General features: G+C 68.1%; 12 protein-coding genes and 3 pseudogenes. 7 read left to right on the top strand and 8 right to left on the bottom strand.

Translation table 11 applies throughout. From position 1 onward, the window contains the following. Positions 1-109 precede the first annotated feature (109 nt). Positions 110-745 (top strand): hypothetical protein, encoded by a 636-nt coding sequence (locus ACWDAG_RS44530; RefSeq protein ID WP_450701284.1) that lies wholly within the window; start codon positions 110-112, stop codon positions 743-745. Between the two features lie 343 nt (positions 746-1,088). Here ACWDAG_RS44530 and ACWDAG_RS44525 read toward each other — a convergent pair whose 3' ends face one another. The 5 genes and pseudogenes from ACWDAG_RS44525 to eccD all read right to left on the bottom strand — a co-directional run. Further along, on the bottom strand, positions 1,089-1,727 hold the full coding sequence (locus ACWDAG_RS44525; protein ID WP_450701283.1) for a hypothetical protein: 639 nt from the start codon (positions 1,725-1,727) through the stop codon (positions 1,089-1,091). A gap of 68 nt (positions 1,728-1,795) precedes the next feature. Beyond that, a complete protein-coding gene (locus ACWDAG_RS44520) occupies positions 1,796-2,497 on the bottom strand; it encodes a ribonuclease HII (RefSeq protein WP_450701282.1) in 702 nt (233 codons plus the stop codon). A gap of 82 nt (positions 2,498-2,579) precedes the next feature. Next, a complete protein-coding gene (locus ACWDAG_RS44515) occupies positions 2,580-3,203 on the bottom strand; it encodes a TetR/AcrR family transcriptional regulator (protein ID WP_450701281.1) in 624 nt (207 codons plus the stop codon). Between the two features lie 479 nt (positions 3,204-3,682). Continuing rightward, positions 3,683-4,042 (bottom strand): annotated as a pseudogene (locus tag ACWDAG_RS44510) (transposase); the annotation flags it as partial. Between the two features lie 195 nt (positions 4,043-4,237). Further along, positions 4,238-5,663 (bottom strand): annotated as a pseudogene (eccD, locus tag ACWDAG_RS44505) (type VII secretion integral membrane protein EccD); the annotation flags it as partial. A 298-nt stretch (positions 5,664-5,961) separates the two neighbouring features. On the opposite strand from eccD, the gene ACWDAG_RS44500 reads away from it, so the two are divergent. From ACWDAG_RS44500 to ACWDAG_RS44490, 3 genes are all read left to right on the top strand, one after another. After that, complete coding sequence (locus ACWDAG_RS44500) at positions 5,962-6,153, top strand: hypothetical protein (RefSeq protein ID WP_450701280.1); 192 nt, start codon at positions 5,962-5,964, stop codon at positions 6,151-6,153. A gap of 357 nt (positions 6,154-6,510) precedes the next feature. Continuing rightward, entirely contained in the window at positions 6,511-8,100 is a 1,590-nt protein-coding gene (locus ACWDAG_RS44495) for an endonuclease NucS domain-containing protein (protein ID WP_450701279.1), read from the top strand. Positions 8,101-8,825: 725 nt separating this feature from the next. Beyond that, on the top strand, positions 8,826-10,352 hold the full coding sequence (locus tag ACWDAG_RS44490; RefSeq protein ID WP_450701278.1) for an MFS transporter: 1,527 nt from the start codon (positions 8,826-8,828) through the stop codon (positions 10,350-10,352). 1,676 nt (positions 10,353-12,028) lie between these two features. On the opposite strand, the gene ACWDAG_RS44485 is transcribed toward ACWDAG_RS44490, so the two are convergent. Beyond that, positions 12,029-12,505, bottom strand: coding sequence for a hypothetical protein (locus ACWDAG_RS44485; RefSeq protein ID WP_450701277.1), 477 nt, complete (start codon positions 12,503-12,505; stop codon positions 12,029-12,031). A 980-nt stretch (positions 12,506-13,485) separates the two neighbouring features. Here ACWDAG_RS44485 and ACWDAG_RS44480 point away from each other — a divergent pair. The 3 genes and pseudogenes from ACWDAG_RS44480 to ACWDAG_RS44470 form a co-directional block, all read left to right on the top strand. Beyond that, positions 13,486-13,662, top strand: a pseudogene (locus tag ACWDAG_RS44480) (helix-turn-helix domain-containing protein); the annotation flags it as partial. Between the two features lie 54 nt (positions 13,663-13,716). Continuing rightward, positions 13,717-14,820 (top strand): ATP-binding protein, encoded by a 1,104-nt coding sequence (locus ACWDAG_RS44475; protein ID WP_450701289.1) that lies wholly within the window; start codon positions 13,717-13,719, stop codon positions 14,818-14,820. 133 nt (positions 14,821-14,953) lie between these two features. Further along, positions 14,954-16,036: an FkbM family methyltransferase gene (locus ACWDAG_RS44470; protein ID WP_450701276.1), complete on the top strand. Its 1,083-nt coding sequence runs from the start codon at positions 14,954-14,956 to the stop codon at positions 16,034-16,036. Between the two features lie 212 nt (positions 16,037-16,248). Here the strand turns inward: ACWDAG_RS44470 and ACWDAG_RS44465 are convergent, their stop codons facing one another. Both ACWDAG_RS44465 and ACWDAG_RS44460 read right to left on the bottom strand, forming a co-directional pair. Next, positions 16,249-17,304, bottom strand: coding sequence for an HAD-IIIC family phosphatase (locus tag ACWDAG_RS44465; RefSeq protein ID WP_450701275.1), 1,056 nt, complete (start codon positions 17,302-17,304; stop codon positions 16,249-16,251). Positions 17,305-17,319: 15 nt separating this feature from the next. Next, positions 17,320-18,471, bottom strand: coding sequence for an acyl-CoA dehydrogenase family protein (locus ACWDAG_RS44460; RefSeq protein WP_450701274.1), 1,152 nt, complete (start codon positions 18,469-18,471; stop codon positions 17,320-17,322). Between the last annotated feature and the right edge of the window lie 6 nt (positions 18,472-18,477).

The following is an 18,477-nucleotide window of genomic DNA, read 5'->3' as shown; positions in this document are numbered from 1 at the left end:
GTCCGCTCCCCGCACGGCTCGTCCGTGGTCCGGTAGGGCTCTGCTGCGGCGTGCGCTCCCCTGAACATGACCCCGCCCGCAGTGTGGGCGCGTAGCCGAAGGGAGGACCGTGACCTTCGGATTCGCTCCGTCCTCGGCGGCATCCACGTCGACGTCTGCCGACCTGTCCGCCGCATCCGCCAACCCTCTCACCCGCATGCTCGAACCCGCGGAGTGGGCCGCCGCCGGAATTCCCCTGCTGCGCAATCCCCGAGAGGTTGTCAGCGGACTTCATTCCCGACATCACCCAAGGCCCGCGACCGCGGTGGTGGCCGTCCTCGACCCGGACGAACGCCTCTGCGCGAGCGCCTCGTTCACCCGCCGCCCGGCTCCGGCCGACGGCTGGATGTTCCGCAACACGCTGCTCGCGCAGCTTCGCCGGGTCATCCCGCACGACCTGCGGCGCCGCACACCGGTGCGCACCGCGGTGCTGCTCTACTGCCGTGAGGGCGACGCGCGTTGGACCGAGGAGGACGGCGCATGGATGTGGGGCCTGCGTGACGCGTGCACACTGCACGGACTGCGCTGCGGGGCGTACATCACACTGACCCGGGACGGCTGGCAGGTGCTCGGTGAGGGTCGTGGCGGGCGCCGCCCCAACGCGGACTCCTCAGCGGAGCCCTTGGGCATGTCCGAGGCGCCGCCTCCACTGCCACGCACCGGTGGTGTGGCCTCGGAGGTCATGCGCCGCGCTGCGGCCCGCTGAGAACACCGACGGACCACGCCCGACCGACCAGCACACTCCCTTCGTACACCGGCTTCGCGGCGCCGAGGGGAGTCTGCACACGACAGTCAGGGCCGTCCGTCGGCACTCCGAGCAACCACCGCCCCATGCCGTGGGGGACCTTCGCTGCACGAGCGGCGGACGCCGCCCGCCAAGGCGCCGCCGCTCCCCCACCTGCTGGTCACACACGACACAAGTGGAGGGAAGCACTCGCGCAGCGGTCATCCCCGCGGTACCTGCGCATGCCGAAAACGCCCGCTGTGCCGATGCCGCCGCAGCGGCGTCCTTGTCGCTCCGGCATCTCCGTGGAGGTACCGGAACAGACTCAGACGCCCGCGCCCAGCACCGAGTTGATCTGCTGCGGGTCACCGCAGACGATCAGCAGGGCTCCGGCCCGGGTGAGGGCCAGCGGCAGGGCCGAGGCGGCGGCTGCGTCGGAACCTCCGTTGACGGCAACCACGACGACCGGCCGCAAGGCTGCGCGACCTGCGACAGAGGCGTCCATGTAGAAGACGTCGTCGCCCGCGTCGTGCTGCGCCCAGTACGAGGCTTCACCGAAGGACAGCTCGTGGGCGGCCCACGGGTGCTGTTCACCGGTGGTGATCACCAGTACGTCACCGGGGGCACGCCCCGAGTCCAGAAGCAGGTCCACGGCTTCCTCGGCGGCGTCGAGCGCACCCTCCGCCGAGGCCGGGATCAGCTGGATCTGCGGGGTGGCCGAAGCAGTGACAGTGGCAGGGGCCGCCGGGACCGAGGGTCCGGGCTTGGCCACGGCCACGTCACGCGACGTGCGCTGCACCGGCGGCGTGGGCCGGAGCGGACCAGGACGACCGGGGCGCGGCGGGGCCGCGGGACGGGGACCGGGTACGGGACGGGGGGTCGGCGCGGTGCGGCCGCTGGCCGGCGTGGCGCGGGGACCCTGGGCACTCTCGTGAATCTGAGGCTCCTCGGGAATGAGAGGCATGGGCTGATATTTATCAAACGTTGGTGCGGCTCGCGTCGGCGGGTGGCACATGAGCGCGAGCGGAATCGTCAGAAGTCGAAGCCGAGCTGACCCTCGATCTCCGGAACGCTTCCGTCCGCCCAACTGCGGACCTTCTTGAGATGTCGCCACTGGGGCAGCGCATCAAGATAAGCCCACGACAACCGGTGGTACGGGGTGGGTCCCCGCTCCGCCAGTGCGGCCTTGTGCACGGGCGACGGATACCCGGCGTTGTCCGCAAAACCGAAGTCTGCATGGTCGATACCCAGTTCGGCCATCATTTTGTCGCGCTGAACCTTGGCGATCACCGAGGCCGCCGCGACCGCCACGCACGACTGGTCACCCTTGATGACCGTACGGACCTGCCATGGCGAGCCCAGATAGTCGTGCTTGCCGTCAAGGATCACCGCGTCGGGACGGACCGGCAGAGCCTCCAGGGCACGCCCCGCCGCCAGGCGCAGCGCTGCGGTCATGCCCAGCTCGTCGATCTCCTCCGGCGAGGCGTGGCCCAGCGCGTACGAGGTCACCCACTTCTGCAGTTCCACGGCAAGAACAGTGCGCCGCTTGACGGTGAGCAGCTTGGAGTCGGTGAGGCCCTCGGGGGGCCGACGCAGTCCCGTGACCGCCGCGCAGACGGTGACGGGGCCGGCCCACGCACCGCGCCCCACCTCGTCGACACCGGCAATGATCTTCGCTCCGGTCGTGGCGCGGAGGGAGCGCTCGACGGTGTGAGTAGGTGGTTCGTACGGCATGGCGCCTTCAGCCTACGCCCCGCGGATCATCCGGCGACACCCCGGCTCCCCACTACGACCACAGGTCCACGGCTCGCCTCATTCAACCGACCCCCGGTCGCAGCAGCGGAACCATCAACTGGTCGATCATCTCTTCGAGATCGCGATCGTCCCATTCGCTTCCGCGCAGCTTGGAGCGGTACATCATCATGGCCGGGATGGCATCGAAGACATAACTGTTCGCCGCGTCGGGTCGCACCTCATTCCGCTCTATTCCGCGGGTGATGACCTCACGAAGCAGCTTGATGGTGGGCTCCACGATCCCGTCGAAGATCACGCCATGGAAGCGCTCCGCTTGAATCGGGTCGCATTCGTGAATCACGGAGCGGACCGCGAAACCGGGTCGCGAGAACATCGCCGCACGCGCCTGCCGGCACAGCGCGAGCAGATCTTCGCGCACGCTGCCCAGGTCGGGCGCCTCCTCTATGCGCGGCAGCCCGGCCTGGAGGGCATCAGCGACGAGATCCTCCTTGGACGGCCAGCGCCGATAGACGGCGGCCTTGCCGGTCTGGGCGCCGGCGGCGACGCCTTCCATGGTGAGGCCGTTCCAGCCGACCGTACTGAGCTGTTCCAGGGCGGCATCGAGGATCGCCCGTTCGAGCACGGCACCGCGCCGACGGAGGGAGGCCGCCTGAGCGGGGGCGGCCGTCCAGCGCGAAGTAACCATCTGCGTATCTCCAGCGAGCAGGGGGAGCGGGGTTTTCGGGGATGAGAGAGCACCAAGCGGCAGCAACGGGGGGTTCGCCACGTGACATCAATTTAAGTGAACGCTTGCGTTCACTATCAGGGACTCACTACGGTTGACGCGACAGTGAACGCGAGCGTTCACTAACGCACTTGTGGGGGACTCATAGTGACAACCTCTCAGTTGATCAAGGAACAGAAGCCAGGTGCGGCTCGCCGGGAGGGGCATCCCGGCATTGCGCTCGCAGTCATCGCGGCCTGCCAACTCATGGTGGCGCTCGACGCGACGGTTCCACCGCGTGTTTCACCGTCCTCAACATCACCATCGCCGGTATGGAACAAGCGGGGGTCGACCACGCCCTCGACCAGCATCTCAGGCAACGGCGGCTCTTTCGATGGTTCAGGAACCGGAACCGCCTGAATCCCCTCAACCTCCGCCAGCGTCTCCACCACGTGCTCCCATGTGCCGTCCGCGTTCCAACGGGTCCAGCGGCTCATGAGGGACTTGCCCACGCCGCGAGTCATACGTGAAGCGGCCTCGTTCCATGCCTTCGCCGTCCGCGCTTTCCACAGGATCGCCTCTACGGCATCACGGACCGGTAGGTCGGTGGACTTGCCCGATCCCCGGCCGGTCTTCGTGACAAATGGCTGGATCACCGCCCACGCCGCATCGGGAACTTCGACCGGAATGAGCAGAATGCGCTCTTTGAACCATGCGCCGACAGCGCAGCTGGAGCGTCCCTTGCGCACGGGGACAGGGCTCTGGAGCGTCACTTTGACGTCGATGAGATCGATGGCGTCCGCCCGATCCTCATCATTCATGGACGGCATCTGAGTACGAGCTCGTTCGGCGAGGGCACGAAGGTCCCTGGCTCGGCGCTCGGCGGCTTCGTTCTCACGCTGCCATGCGGCGGCTTCCTCGCGGAGCTTGCGCAGCTGGCCGAGTTCGGTGTTCATAGGGCCGGTGGTTTGGGTCACGACCTGGGTTGCGGCCTCTTGATCGAGCCCTTGCTGCGCGGCCTGGATCTGCTGGTACGCGCCGAACACCGCAAGACACAACGGCAGCAGCGTCAGAAGCACGGAACTCTCGGCGATCTCCAGGAATCGGCCCCAAAAGGGGGTGACCCCCTTGCTGGGGACGACCAGCGCGATCGCGGCGATCGCCCCGGCGACGACGGCGACCGCGACCGACAGCCAGACCAACCTGATGTCGAGGGCCGTGCTGTCACCCCGCAGCGCCTCCAAGACCATCCGCCCAGGCGGATTGATGCACAGGCCCAATCCCAGGAGCACCAGCGAGGCAAGGCCTGCCGCAAGGGTGCAAGCCACCTGAGCGGTGGGCCGGAACAGGTGGGCGCGCGTCAGCAGGGCCAGACCCGTGGCGAGCGCGAGCAACTGTGCCCACAGGTCGTCGGAGAACCCGAGCACCGCGGACGCCCTCACGACCAGCGCGCACCCGCCGACCAGGCCGAGCAGCAGTTCGTGGCCACGCCGCGCCTGCGCGGCGATGCGTTCGGCGTCGATCACGGCGGATGCCTCGGCGCCCTGGCCATCGCCATCGTCGGCATCGTCGTAGTCGCTGCCGACGACGGTGCGGGGCGGGTCGAAGCCGATGGGCAGGCGGGCGAAACGCGTGGCAAGGCCCGGCAGGAAGGCGAGAGCGCCCAGCGCGAGCGGAGAGCAGACCGCCGCGGTCTCTGCCGGCCTCATCTCGGCGAGGATCGCGACGAACGTCAGCAGCATGCCGATGGCCGAGGCGAATGCGAAGGCGACGAAGGGGCCATCACCGCTCGGTGTCAGGAACACCAGCACCACCGATCCCACGAGCACGGCGGCGCAGGCGAGCAGGAACTGCAGCCTGCCGATGCCCTCTCCGGCCGGCAGCGCGACCAGTCCGCTGCCCGCGACTCCCAGGTTCGCGAGGGCGCCCGTGCCGAAGGCCACGGACGACCCGCGGTCGCCCTACACCCGGGCGCGTACCGCGGCGATCGCCAGGAGCACCACGCCTGCGACCGCGGCCACGGTGCCCGGCAGCCCGTTCATGTCGTGGCGGGGGTCGGCGCTCCAGGCCACGAAGGCGAGCAGCATCAGCGGCACGCAGCCGCCGAAGAGTCCCGCGCTGCGCAGGAGTTCGTCGTTCCACAGCGCACGGTCGCGGGTGACGGCGCTGGCCGTGGCGTGCGAGACGTCGTCGAACACCGCGGGCGGGAGCGAGTCGGAGAAGGGGCGCAGCAGCAGGAATTCGCCGTCGGCGATGCGCTGGGTGGCGAGTGAGCGCGCCTCGTCGAGCACCGTCCCGTCCCCGGCGCACCAGGTAATACCCGACCGGGGCGCCGGATGCCGGGCTCTGCCCCGACAGGCGCAGGATCTCCGGGTAAAGGTGCGCGAGGGGAATGTCATCGGGCAGCGCCACATCGACACGGCTGTCGGGCGCCGCCACGATGACCCGGCGAAAGCCGGTGCTGCGGGCGGTCGGCGTCCCTGGTCCCCAATGGTCCCCTGGCCCAGGATGGCCTCCGGGTGCCGGATGGCCCCCCGGCCTCGGGTGACCGCCGGTACTTCCCGCCGTTCCAACTAGTCGACAGGGTGTCCGCCGCCCTGGCCGAGGGCCGGCGCGGCAAGAGCGCGCTGCGTCACGCGACCGGGAGCTTGGAGAGTCCCCGGCAGAGGAATTCCTGACGCAGACCGGCCTGACCCCGGCATCGCCCCAGTGAGCCGGATACCAGGCGGTCTTGGAGTTCATGCCGGCCGACAGCATGATCGTCGATGACCTCCTCGCAGCCATCGAAGCCACCACCGACAGCGAACAGCTCAACGCGGCCGACACCGTCCGCATCCTGCGGGCCATGCAGGTCTTCGACGTGGACGCTGACGGCAGGCACCGCCTCGAACCCGTCCTGCGACGGTGCTGGACGCGGGCGCACTCCGGCTGATCGGACGCCGGAAGGCGTACGGGCTGCTCTGGTGCTTGTCCGCAGGGCAGCCCGTGGGCGCCAGGACCGCGGAAGGAACGGCGCGGTGTGGTGCGCCCCGCTTACACAGCCGGACTCGGCCGTCCCGGTCCTGGCCTGCAAAGGCGCGGGCGAAGCAGGATGGCGCCGTGCTCGGCAGCAGCCGAGGACCGTTGCCTGTCGCAGAGGGTCGTGAGGGTCCGCGGCATGAGACCGCCGGAGGAACTGGACCATGTCGACTCGTCCGCGCTCACCCATGCGTACGGCAGCACGGGGAGCGCGCTCGTTGCTCCACCTCCGCCGGCTTCATGTCAGCCCGTGGCGCTACCGTCTTCGCTCATGACCGTGTTACTCGAAAATGAGCTCCGGGACCTCTTGGCGGAACAGCTGGACGTCCTCGAACCAGGACTGACCCTGGTTCAGTGCGAGTTCACGCTGAGCGACCGGCCGCTCCACACGAGGGGCTGGATCGACATCCTCGCTCGTGACCGGCACGGCCTGTGGGTGATCATCGAGTTGAAGCGTGCGAGGTCGACCTCGCGTGAGGCGTTGCACGAGGTCGCGAAGTACGCAGAGCTGCTCCAGCGCGACAAGCAGGTCGCTCCTGACCGCATCCGTGCCCTCATCGTGTCGACCGATTGGCGCGAACTGCTCGTCCCCGTGAGCAACATGGCCCGGGACTGGAGCCATGACCTTCGCGGCTACGAACTCCAGGTGCGTGGTCACCGGACACTCGGCGCAGAGCGCGTCACGCTGCTTCCCGCGTCGCCGGAGCAATACATCACGCCGGTGCATGGCATCTACCTCTACGCGACTCCCCAAGATCGCGACCGAGGATGGAGGCACATCCGGCGGATTGCTGCCGAGATCGGCGCACCGAACCTACTTGCTGCCGACTTTGATCGCGTCAGCGCCAAGGGCGCTGTCATCGCGCACTACGGCCTGTACTTGGGCGTCGGCACCGTGAAGTGGGGGAGCACGTTGTCAGAGGCCCCGGAGGCGGAAGGGTACGCCGCGGAGCACCCGGCCGAGTATGAGGCATTGTGCGAAATCAATGCCCGCGTTCGCTGCGCGGGAGTCGAGTCGGCTTACCCCGGAGCGCTGGGTACTCTCCTGGGTGATCCCAATTGGGACATCACCGGGTATCGGGGCACTGGGGCGTTCTCCCTGAACAACGGCGCGTACGAGGAACGCGACTGGTTGCAGATGCTGGTTGGTCACGATCGAGGAGACGGGCACTTCAAGTTCATCGGGTCCGCCAACCCCCGGATCACGAGCCGGTGGCGTTCCTTTGTGGACCATGCTATGACCAGTCTCGGCGGCAACCCCGAATGGGAGATGCTCATCCGAGCGTGGCTTGAGCGAGTTGCCCAGCAGCCAGGGGACATCGACGTCGTCTTGTGGATCTACAACCCCTGTGACCTCATTAAGACCATCATCTACGGATGGCCGGACGAACTCGCCCGCTGGGAACCACGCATCAAGGCTGTCGCCAGTTTCCCCGACGGCAGCAGCTCCGTCGCCGAGGGCAGGCTGTGCACGAACAGCACTGGCGGCGCACCAGGCTTCCACCACTACGTGCACGAGGTGTACAGCGATCCCGTCAGCTGGATGACAACTCAATACGGAGGCACCACCTGGGTGAGTGACCTGGACCTGGTTCGCCGTCTCGGGCTGCGCTATACGTTCCTTGAGATCACCAGCGACCACCCGGGGCCGCCAGCCCCAGAAGACGAGCGCGGACTGTGGCTGGTCGAGGATGGGCAGGCGACCCGCTACTCATCCAGTGACCCGGAGTTCTTCCTAGCCTGGCAGCTCAACACCCACAACGGGAAGCTCGTGACCCTTCGAGAGTTCCTCAAGATGTACCGCTACGAGGTCAACACGCTCCGTATCGAGTACCTCAACTGCATAGACATTAGGCGCTGAGGGCGCGGCGCCTGAGGCTGCCCCATCGACTGACGGCGAAGAAGGACCCGAAGCAGCGGCGCCGGCCCAATACGCCGAGCACCGCGACATACCCGTGGTCGCTGACCGCCCGGGACGGTGCAGCCCGCGGGCTGCCGCGACCTCCGCACGCCCACCACCCCGGGCAGGCCCAGAGAGGAGTCGCGCCCGCTCAGTGCACAACGCGTGCACATCCCCCTGGGAAATGTCGAGAACGTCCAGGCCATGAAGAGGACTCGGGCAGCCCGCCCCAATGGCCTGACCAAGGAAAAGTCCCTGTTCAGGGCCCTGAAGGCGGACGAGTCGGTCTGCACTCCGGGTTTAGAGCGAGACGGCTGCCGTCACCACTAGCATTCCGCCCAGCGTCCGCGGCGATCCCACTTCCCATGTTCTGCTGCTCCCGCCCAGGACTCGAATCTGCGGCCAAGCAGTATCGGCCTACCGCTTCAGCTGGACGACCGCCTGAATCACCAGCTGCCCGCTCCCGACCGACGGCTTCCCCTGTTCCCATGTCCTGGGTCCCCCACCGAGGAATCGCACCTGCGCAAACTCAACCCGCAGCCGCCCTCTGGGATCAACCCCGCTAGAGAACGCTTGTGTTCACAAAGGCCGACTCGCTATCGTCCAAGTTAGTGAACGCACACGTTCACTACTTCGTCTCTGGGGGACCTTCTGTGACGCACGATCAGATACAGACGCAGTCACCTGTGCCCGCACCACCGGGTCCAGCCTCACGGCCGTCACACCCGGGCATCGCGCTCACGGTCATCGCTGCGTGCCAGCTGATGGTGGTGCTTGATGCCACCATCGTCAACATCGCCTTGCCGCACATCCAAACCGCCCTGAACTTCTCCACCACCAATCTGACTTGGGTGGTCAGCGCCTACACGCTCACCTTCGGCGGCCTTCTCCTGCTGGGCGGCCGCGCCGGTGACATCCTCGGTCGCCGCCGGGTCTTCATCACCGGCATCCTGCTCTTCACCTTCGCCTCTCTGCTCGGCGGACTCGCCCAGGAACCCTGGCAGTTGCTGGCCGCCCGCGTCCTGCAGGGCATGGGTGGCGCGATCGCATCGCCCACCTCGCTCGCGCTCATCACCACGACGTTCCCCGAAGGCCCGGAACGCAACCGGGCGTTCGGTATCTTCGCGGCGGTCTCCGCGGGCGGCGGCGCCATCGGGCTCTTGGCCGGCGGACTCCTCACCGACTGGCTCAACTGGCGGTGGGTGCTCTTCGTCAACGTACCCATCGGCATCCTCATCGCGGCACTCGCACCGCGCTACATCAACGAGTCCGAGCGGCACCCCGGGCGCTTCGACCTCACCGGGGCCGCCACCTCGACGCTGGGTATGGTCGCCCTGGTCTACGGGTTCATCAGGGCGGCATCCGACGGCTGGCGGGATTCGCTCGCTCTCGGCGCGTTCGGCGCGGCCGTGGTGCTCCTCGCCGCCTTCTTGCTCGTAGAGAGCCGCGCCAAGGAACCGATCACCCCGCTGCGGATGTTCGCCAACCGCAACCGCTCCGGCACGTACGTCATCATGATCAGCCTCGCCGCAGCGATGTTCGGCATGTTCTTCTACATCGTGCTCTTCGTACAGAACGTGCTGAGCTACTCCCCCATCCGTGCCGGCCTCGCCTTCCTGCCCGTCACCGTCGTCATCGCGTTGGGCGCGGGGATATCGCAGCGGCTGCTGCCGACCTTCGGTCCCAAGCCGTTCCTGATCACCGGCGCCACTCTCGTCGCCATCGGCCTGGCCTGGCAGTCGCTGATCGACTCGGGTAGCTCGTACGTCGGCGGAGTGCTCGGCCCGATGCTGATCTTCGGCTTCGGTATGGGGCTCAACTTCGTCACCGTCACCGTGACCGCCGTCTCCGGCGTCGCCCCACACGAGGCGGGCGCGGCCTCCGCCTTGCTCAACGCGACCCAGCAGGTGGGCGGTTCACTCGGTCTGTCCATCCTGACCACCGTCTTCGGCTCGGCCAGCCGCGACGAGGCGACCAAGCAGGCCGCGTCGTTCATGGCCCACGCCTCACCCGAGCAGAAGGCCGCGTTCGCCAAGACCCACCAGCTACCGGCCCCGTGGAGCCACGAAGTCCTCGCACACGGCATCTCCACGGCCTTCATCCCGGCCGCCGCCATGGCCGTCCTCGCGCTCGCCGTCGCCGCTGTCGTCATGCGCGTCCGCAAGAGCGACCTGGAGGCCCTCAGCGGCACGGGCGGCGCCCCGGCCGTGTAAAAGCCCTGACCGTCCCCCGACCGCGGCGCCCGTGGCCGAGCCGCCCCGTCCACCACGGGGGCGTCGGCCCACGGGCGTCGTGCGGCGCCCTGAGCCGTGGGACTGGGACGCCCCCGACGAGGCCGTCACCGTCGCCACATGACGTCACGTCGTCGACGCCAATCGGAACCTGATAACGCACGTTGGAACGCCACCGGAGCCACCGAGTATGAGGCGGGCTGGAGTCGACTTCAACAGTCCTCCGCAACGTTCCCCAGCTCACATGCCGTTTGCCCCGTAGGGGTAGGGCCCGCCCAACGGGCCTCAATGTCTGGGAGGTCGGGCCAGAGCGTCGATGGAGCGCTGAAGGAAGTCCCTGAGCGCCTTCGCCGTCAGCGCGATCGGAGGGCCGCCTCGAGGCCGCCGTGGGATGCCGGACACCCACAACTTCCCTTGCGGTCACGTCTCTACGCTAGAGGACAACCTCAGCGTGGACGCGTCGAAGGTGCGTCTGGAGGCACAGAGCACGGCCAAAGAACCGTCCCCGGGGCCGGGCGGCACTCATCCGTACGAACTGGCGCGCACCCGAAACCGCGAGAAGGACCGGTCCGGCTGTGCACTCGCACCGGCTCGTGAGCGCAGTTCGGACACCGCCACCCTCAACCCGCGTCCGGGCAGCGACGGGGACCACGCCGCCCGCCGACCACACCCGTTCCACCCGCACCACATCCACGTGCGGAGACACAATTCGGACGAGGTCATCACACTCGCTGACACTGCCGCTACCCATCACGGAGTGTCACCGGCGCACGGTTGCACAGCCCCGTTTCACGGAAATCTTGCCAGGGCCATGAAGATGCTCAACCCGGTACAGGCGAACGTGCACCGCCCGCCGCGCCGGTGCAAAGCCGGCCCGTGACTGGAGGTCCTGGTTCCAAGGTCGCTGTGGAGATGGGTCCATCGGCCGACGCACGCCCCGGTCACCGAGGTGATCATTTGGGTTGTCCGTTCGAGCCGAGGAGGAGTCATGCGGGTGGAGCAGGTGGACTGGGTCGACACGGCGGCACCTACCAGCGCTGTCGCGTTCATTGAAGCCGTGGAGAATCACGGTGCTGCTTTGCAAGCGCGACTCGTCGTCCGGGCAGGGCAGTCCCGAAAGGGATCTGGCCCCAACTCCACTGCAGGTTCTCGGTGCTGTTGCGGCACTTCGACGAATGGCAGCAGAAGCCGGCCTTGGCCTTCGAGGCCCGGCTGCTTGGGCAGGGAGGCGTGCGGGCGGTGGTCCGGATCGCTCAGGTCGGCGAGACCACCGTGCGCCGTTCCCGGCCGGCGCACCACACGGACGGTCTCCTCCACGGACAAATACGCCGGCAGCGGATGGTTCCCCGCCCAGGCGGTGGATCGGATCAAGGCAAGCAGGTGCTGGTCAGAGCCGGGATCAGGGCTCTCTGGGTGCGCAATCAAGTGATGACTCATCAACTTGCGGGCGCGCGTGGACCCACGTCGTCGGTTCCGGCCTCCCCCACCCGAGCTCACACCAAACAGCTGTTCTTCCACACAGCCCGCGACCACGCGACCATGGACGAGCCGAAGCGGATCGGAAAGCGCGGCTCGACTGCGCCATCGACCGCCACCCCCGGCCGGTGCTGGTGCTGGTGGCGGTCTGGGGGACGACGTTGCACTCGGAGCGGCCGGGTTCAGAGGGCGGCCGCTCGGCGGCGCACGACCACGGCCTGGATGCCGAGGGTGACGGCCAGGTAGAGGTAGATCGTGGAGAATCCGAGCACACCGGCCTTGGCCGAGTGGTCGATCCACGCGTCCATGCCGAAGTGCACGGCCATCGAGACCAGCCACAGAACCACGGTGATCATCGTCCCCTTGCAGAGGGCCTCCCCGGCCGGGTCACGCCACACCTGCATGGTCAGCGCCCGTACGGCTCCGAAGGCGGCGGCGACCACGAAGCTCAGGCAGACGATGGTCAGGGTGCCGGCGGACAGCGGGTGATGGGTCGTCACCGACTTCACTCCGAACACCATGGCGGCCACACCGAGCACCACGAGCACCCCGACGAGGACAAGCGGCGCGGACTTGCCCATCGGACGCGCGCGCAGTTGTCGGGCTATGAGCAGCGCCAGGATGACGAGACCGATCAGAGCGCTGGTGGTGTTGTTCACGCGCGGGACCTCCTTGGGTTTTTTCTTCGCGTCCGGCCGCGGACTTGCAGTGTGCAAAGTCGCGACGGCGAGGAGCAGGTTATCCAATAAGGCATCGATCTCGCCTGCCCTTCCTTGCCGCACAGGGTTTTTTCCAACCCTGGTTCCAGATCTCCTCCACCCCGGGGTGGAGGAGATCATCTCCATCCCGGGACGGAGGCGCACCCATGCCACACTCCCCTAGCCTCGAAGGGCCGCGGTTCACGTGGCGAGGGGCCGAAAAGAAACGTCCGAAAAGTAGCGCACCATCAGAGGACGAATGAGTGCGTTGGCCGTTTCCCGCCCTCGATACCGGGTCGCCCGCCCCCCGTCGGGCGGCCCGGTTACGGGCCGGTAACCCCGCACCGCACTACCGGAAAGTAAGACTGTCGACAAGCCCGTGCCAATGTCACGCAAAACCAAGGCGGCCACTAGCCCGGTACGGACCACGACAGAAGTCGATCTGACCTGGAGAAAGCCCTTTCCTGTCACCCTGGGTAACAGGGGGGATACGCTAAGCTCCTTGCTGTGTGATCATGCGATGCATAGCGTGTGCCCTGGTCCCGGCGCGGGCGACCCCCGCGCCGCCAATGAGCAACCGGGGGAACAATGCGCGCGGTCGGTATTCTTGTGTCTTTTGCGGACAGTCGAGCCGCATCATCGAGCACTTGCTCTTCTGATCGTCGGTCCTTCACGCAGCCATAGGCGCCAGGCCAGGCAATCGAAACCGCCCCGTCCTCGGCGGTTCACCGAATCCATGGCCCATACCGTGTAACCGACATCTACGCCCCAAGCCGCCTGACCAGCTGGCTATCGGGGAAATCGGCCCATCAGTCTTCCGCCGGTGGATGAATTTTCCGCCGACGGGACATTGACGGCGTCGCTTGCTCCTCCAGAAGGAAACGTTGTGTTGAACCGGGAAACCGCACATTCCGGCTAGACCGCGAAACGGGGAATAGCAGATGGAAATAAATAGACTCCATGTTGTCATCGCAACAGCCCGAAGAGCCGCAGGCTGGAGTCAAGAGGCACTGGCAGAGCGCTCCGGAGTCAGTGTCAGAACCATTCGCAACCTGGAGCTGGGTACCAACAAGAACCCGCGAAGAGCCACCGTCGAACTGATTCTCAAGGCCCTGCAGACAGCCCCCCGGCCGCTGTCGTCACTGCCTCTGCCTCTCCCCTCCGAGGCCGCCATGACGGCGCACCATACCGTCCTCAACGGCGCCGATGTCCCTGCCGGAGAGTTCGACAGCCCCTCAAGCACCCTTCCGTGGCTGGGCATCCGCCCGCAAACTGACGTCCTGGTGGGCCGGCAGGACGATCTGCGGCACGTGTGCGCCGCGGTGAAGAGCAGTCGCCTGCTCGTGCTGACCGGGCCCGGCGGAGTGGGCAAGAGCCGCCTGGCCCTTGCCTCGGCGGCCCAGTTACAGCGGATGTACCGTGACGGCGTCGCCGTGGTCGAACTGGGCTCGCTGCTGCCGGAACGGGACCGGGAGAGCGAGGCGTTGACAGCGGTGACCAAGGCGATGGAGACCCGTATGTCGTGCTCGCCGGCCTGGCAGACGACGGAGTTTCGCATGCTCCTCGTCATCGACAACGCCGAGCATGTCCTCAAGGCCGTGACCGAGGTGTCACAGCGACTGCTGCATGAACATCCGGGCCTGGACATCATCGTGACCTCCCGCCGGCCGCTCGCACTGATGTCCGCGACCTCCTGGGAGGTGGCACCGCTCCCCGTGGACAGCCCGTCCGGCACGGGGCACTCGCCCGCGGTGGAACTCTTCCTGATCCGGGCGCACACCAGCGTGCCCACCCTCGACATCACCGACCGCCTTCCCGCCGTGACAACGTTGTGTACGCGGCTGGACGCGCTGCCGCTGGCCATCGAGGTGGCCGCGCACCGCCTGAGGTCGGTGTCGCTGAACACCCTGCTGCGAGACGCTCCCCTCCTGCCGATCCTCGACCAGATCGGCCTGGGCAGCCTCTCCCGTCATCGCCCCCTGTCGAGCGCCGCCAAGTGGAGCTACGACCTGCTGAACCCCTCCCAACGCACCCTGCTGCACCATCTGGCCCACATCCAGAACCCGTTCACCATCGAGGACGTGACGGGTTTCGAGTCCAGCGTCGACGACAGCCCGGTCGACAACATCACGGTGCTGGCCGAACTCGTCGACCACTCCGTCGTTCAGGTGCGCCGGGGCCGCGAGTACGTCTACCGCGTACCCACGTTGATCCGTGAGTACGTCACCGGGTACGTCAGCGATCCGGCCGTCAGGCCCCTCGCGGTACCCGTCTGAGCACAGCGTGCCGTCCCACGGAACCGCGGCACCTGAACCTGCCGTTCAGTTGCCGCTCCGCTGCCTGGAGGGACGTCGCCGGCGGCCCGAGTATGAGGTTCCACTCCTACTGGACCGCCGAATGGAACACACGATGAGCCCACAGGACGACGTCCGTGCCGCCGTGCTCGAACACCCTGCGGTGAAGGGGGCCGCGGTCCGCGTCGACGACGCGGCCCCCCAGCCCCTCACCGTCTGCTACGTGGTGCCCAGCGAGTCCGGCCCCCGCTCCTTCGCGCTGGACCAGGTCCAGGGCGTCAACCCGCACGAGACCCAGTACCTGTACGACGAGATCTTCGTCCAACGCTCCTACATGCGGGGCGGGGTGACGTTGCGTGAGGACGCCGTCGTGTTCGACGTCGGCGCCAACATCGGCATGTTCTCCCTGTTCGTGCGCGAGAACTGCCCGAGCGCCACGCTCTACGCCTTCGAGCCGCTGGCCCCCGTGTACCGCCTGCTGGAGCGTAACGCCACGCTGGCGGGCGGCCGCGTCCACGTCCTCCGGCACGGTCTGGCCGACCGGGAGGCCGAGGTCAGCTTCGCGTTCTATCCCGGCAACTCCTGGATGTCGGGCCTGCAGGACTACTCCGACCCGCAGGCCGAGGCGGACGTCATGAAGACGTACCTGCTCAATGAGCGCAGCCAGGGAATCGCCAAGGCCCGGGACGAACTCATCGACCATTTCGACGAGTACGCCCCCGCCCTCTTCCGGACCACCAAGGAGCCGGCCCGGCTCAGGCGGCTGTCCGAGGTCATCGACGAGCAGGGCGTGGAGCGGATCGACCTGTTGAAGGTCGACGTCCAGCGGGCCGAGCTGGACGTCCTCCACGGCCTGGACGAGCGGCACTGGCCGCTGGTGCGGCAGATCGCCATGGAGGTCCACGACAGCACGGGCTCGGAGACCGAGGGGCGTCTGAAGGAAGTGGTCTCGCTCCTGGAGAAGCACGGGTTCACGACCTGGGCGGTGCAGGACGAACTCCTCACCGGAACGGACCGGCACACCCTGACGGCGATCCGGCCCGAGTACGCCGACGATCCGCGTCCGGTGGTCGCCGATCACCTGCGCAACGGGGGCACCGCGCGGCAGGAGGCGGAGCTGCTCGACTGGCTGCGCGAGCGGCTGCCCGGGCACCCGCTGCCGGACGCGGTCGTGATGGTCGACAGCCTGCCGCTGTAGGGCCGCGGGACAGAGCGGGGCCGGGACGGCCGGAGGGGGCGACCCGGCCGTCCGTCGGCATGTGCGCGGCCGGCTCGGCACACAAGGGCTCGCGTCAGAACGCCCCCGGTCGCGCACCGGGATACGCCAAGGCGCGGTGGTGCGGACGGCGGAGGCCGCCGGCACCACCGCGCCGAGGTCGTCGGACCGGCCCTGGCACGGGCCGGATCCGGCTAGATGTCCGAGGCGAGGTGCAGGTAGTCGGGCACCTGGGGAACCCTGTCGGAGCGGTACTCGAAGACGGTGCGGTCCGCGGACTCGGCGACGACGTCGAAGCCCGCGAACCGGTAGGTGATCAGCATGGCCCGGTTGCGGCCGCTCGGGACGAACTCCCCCCGCAGCGTCACGCCCTTGTCCTTGGCGCGGGCGGCCAGCCGGCCCAGGAGCACCGCGCCGACACCGCGGGACATCACACGACAGGAGATCAGCAGCAGCTTCAGGGTCCACACCTGTTCGGCCCGCTCGACCAGCATCACGCCGATGGTGCCGTAGTCGCCGAAGCGGTCGGACAGCTCGGCCACCAGCAGGTCGTGATCGGGAGAGGTGCGGAACGCCTCCAGCTCGGAGGCGTCGTAGGTGTACCCCGTCGCGTTGAGCTGGTTGGTGCGCACGGTCAGCTCCTCGGCCCGGCGCAGATCGCCCGGCCCCGCGTGACGCAGCACCAGGCGCAGGTCGAGCGTGGCAAGGAAGCTCTCAGCGGGGCCGGCGAACGACTCCTCCGCCTGGGCCCGCCGCAACTGGGCCTGGTACATCGAACGCCGGCGCCCGGCCTCCGGAGTCAGGTCCCGCGGCGTCAGGTCGGCCCGCTCCGCGAGCGCGGCGGCCTCCACCGCGTCGACGGTGCGCACCTGGGGCAACACATCGCCGACCTCCGCGCGTTCGAACGCGTCGTCGTCGACGAACAGGAACGTGTCCAGGCCGATGTTGAGTTCCTCGGCGATCCGGGAGACCGACGCCGACTTGGCGTTCCAGCCGATCTGCGGCGCGAGGAAGTACTCGTCGAGGCCGGCCTCCTTCAGACGGCCCATGGCCACCGTCTCGTCGTTGCGGCTGGCGATCGACTGGAGGATGCCGCGGGAGTCGAGCACTCTGATCACCTCCGCCACGTCCTCGCGCAGCACGACCTGGGGGTCCTCCAGGAGCACCCCCTTCCACAGTGTGTTGTCCAGGTCCCAGACCACGCACTTGACCATGGGGCGCTCCGCCACGTCCTCGTCGGCGTTCCGCATTGCTCCGCCCTTTCCTCAGTACGTCTTCGGCGAGGCCGCGCCGTACGACTCGACATCCGCGTGTCCGAAACGGCCGATGAGGCCTTCGCTCACCTCGGTGCTGCCTTCGATGATTTCCATGACCTTGGCGTCCCGGTAATACCGGTTCACCGGGTGGTCGGGCGTGCATCCGGCGGCCCCGTGCACCTGCACCGCGTCGCGTGCCGCCTCCGCGGCGTTCGTCGCCGCGAGGTACTTGGCCTTGACCGCCGCCATGGACGCGTCCGCGTGGCGCTCCCAGATCAGCTCGCCGGCCTGGAACGTCAACAGCCGCCCGGCCTCGTAGTGCACGGTCATGCGCGTGAGCAGGCGCTGGACGAGCTGGTGCTCCATGAGTCCGCGTTCGGCGGCGTGGTCCCGGCTCTCGGCCAGGCAGCCGCCCACGATGCCGATGCTGCCGCTGGCCACGCTGTAGCGTCCCAGGGTCAGTGCCTCCGTGACGATGAACGGATGAGCGCGTCCGGGTCCGGCGAGCAGGTTCACCCTCGGCACGCGACATCCCGTGAGGCGCAGCTCGGCGAGCATCGCGCCGCGGGTGCCGAGCATGCCCGCCAGCGGTACGACCTCCAGGCCCGGGGTGTCCCGTTCGACGAGGAAAGCGGTGAGTCCCTCGTCGGCGCGGGCGAACACGAGGAAGACGTCGGCGATGGCACCGAAGCTGATCCAGCACTTGGTGCCGTCGAGCCGGTATGCGTCGCCGTCGGCGGTGGCGCGCGTGGCGAGCGCGGCCACGTCGCTGCCGGCGTCGGGCTCGCTCAGGGCGAACGCCCCGATCGCCGTGCCCGCGGTCAGCCGGGGCAGCCAGGTGCGACGCTGGGTGTCGTCGCCCCACCGCTCCACGGTGTGCGCCACCATGTCATGCACCGTCAGCAGGCTGCGGGTGCTGGAGCAGGCCCGGCCCATCTCCTCGTGCAGCAACCCGTAACCGAGGTGGTCCAGGCCGCGCCCGCCGTGGGCCGGGGAGATCAGCGAGGCCAGGAAGCCGGCTTCCGCCAGGCGGTCGATCAGGGCGCGCCCCACCCGCTCCTCGCGGTCGTGCCGGGCGGCCGCCGGTGCGACCTCCGACTTCGCGAACGCGTGGAACTCCGCACGCAGCGCGCGCTGTTCCGTGGTGAATGTCAGTCGCACTGCTGC

Source organism: Streptomyces sp. NPDC001157, assembly GCF_053598255.1.
The sequence above is the reverse complement of the archived record's forward strand: the minus strand, read 5'-3'. Positions and strand labels throughout refer to the sequence as shown.

Excerpts from the sequence above, each read along its gene's own strand:
- ACWDAG_RS44500 (WP_450701280.1), top strand. The coding sequence starts at position 5,962 with ATGCCGGCCGACAGCATGATCGTCGATGACCTCCTCGCAGCCATCGAA.
- ACWDAG_RS44470 (WP_450701276.1), top strand. The coding sequence starts at position 14,954 with ATGAGCCCACAGGACGACGTCCGTGCCGCCGTGCTCGAACACCCTGCG.
- ACWDAG_RS44495 (WP_450701279.1), top strand. The coding sequence starts at position 6,511 with ATGACCGTGTTACTCGAAAATGAGCTCCGGGACCTCTTGGCGGAACAG.
- ACWDAG_RS44520 (WP_450701282.1), bottom strand. The coding sequence starts at position 2,497 with ATGCCGTACGAACCACCTACTCACACCGTCGAGCGCTCCCTCCGCGCC.
- ACWDAG_RS44465 (WP_450701275.1), bottom strand. The coding sequence starts at position 17,304 with ATGCGGAACGCCGACGAGGACGTGGCGGAGCGCCCCATGGTCAAGTGC.
- ACWDAG_RS44525 (WP_450701283.1), bottom strand. The coding sequence starts at position 1,727 with ATGCCTCTCATTCCCGAGGAGCCTCAGATTCACGAGAGTGCCCAGGGT.
- ACWDAG_RS44515 (WP_450701281.1), bottom strand. The coding sequence starts at position 3,203 with ATGGTTACTTCGCGCTGGACGGCCGCCCCCGCTCAGGCGGCCTCCCTC.
- ACWDAG_RS44475 (WP_450701289.1), top strand. The coding sequence starts at position 13,717 with ATGACGGCGCACCATACCGTCCTCAACGGCGCCGATGTCCCTGCCGGA.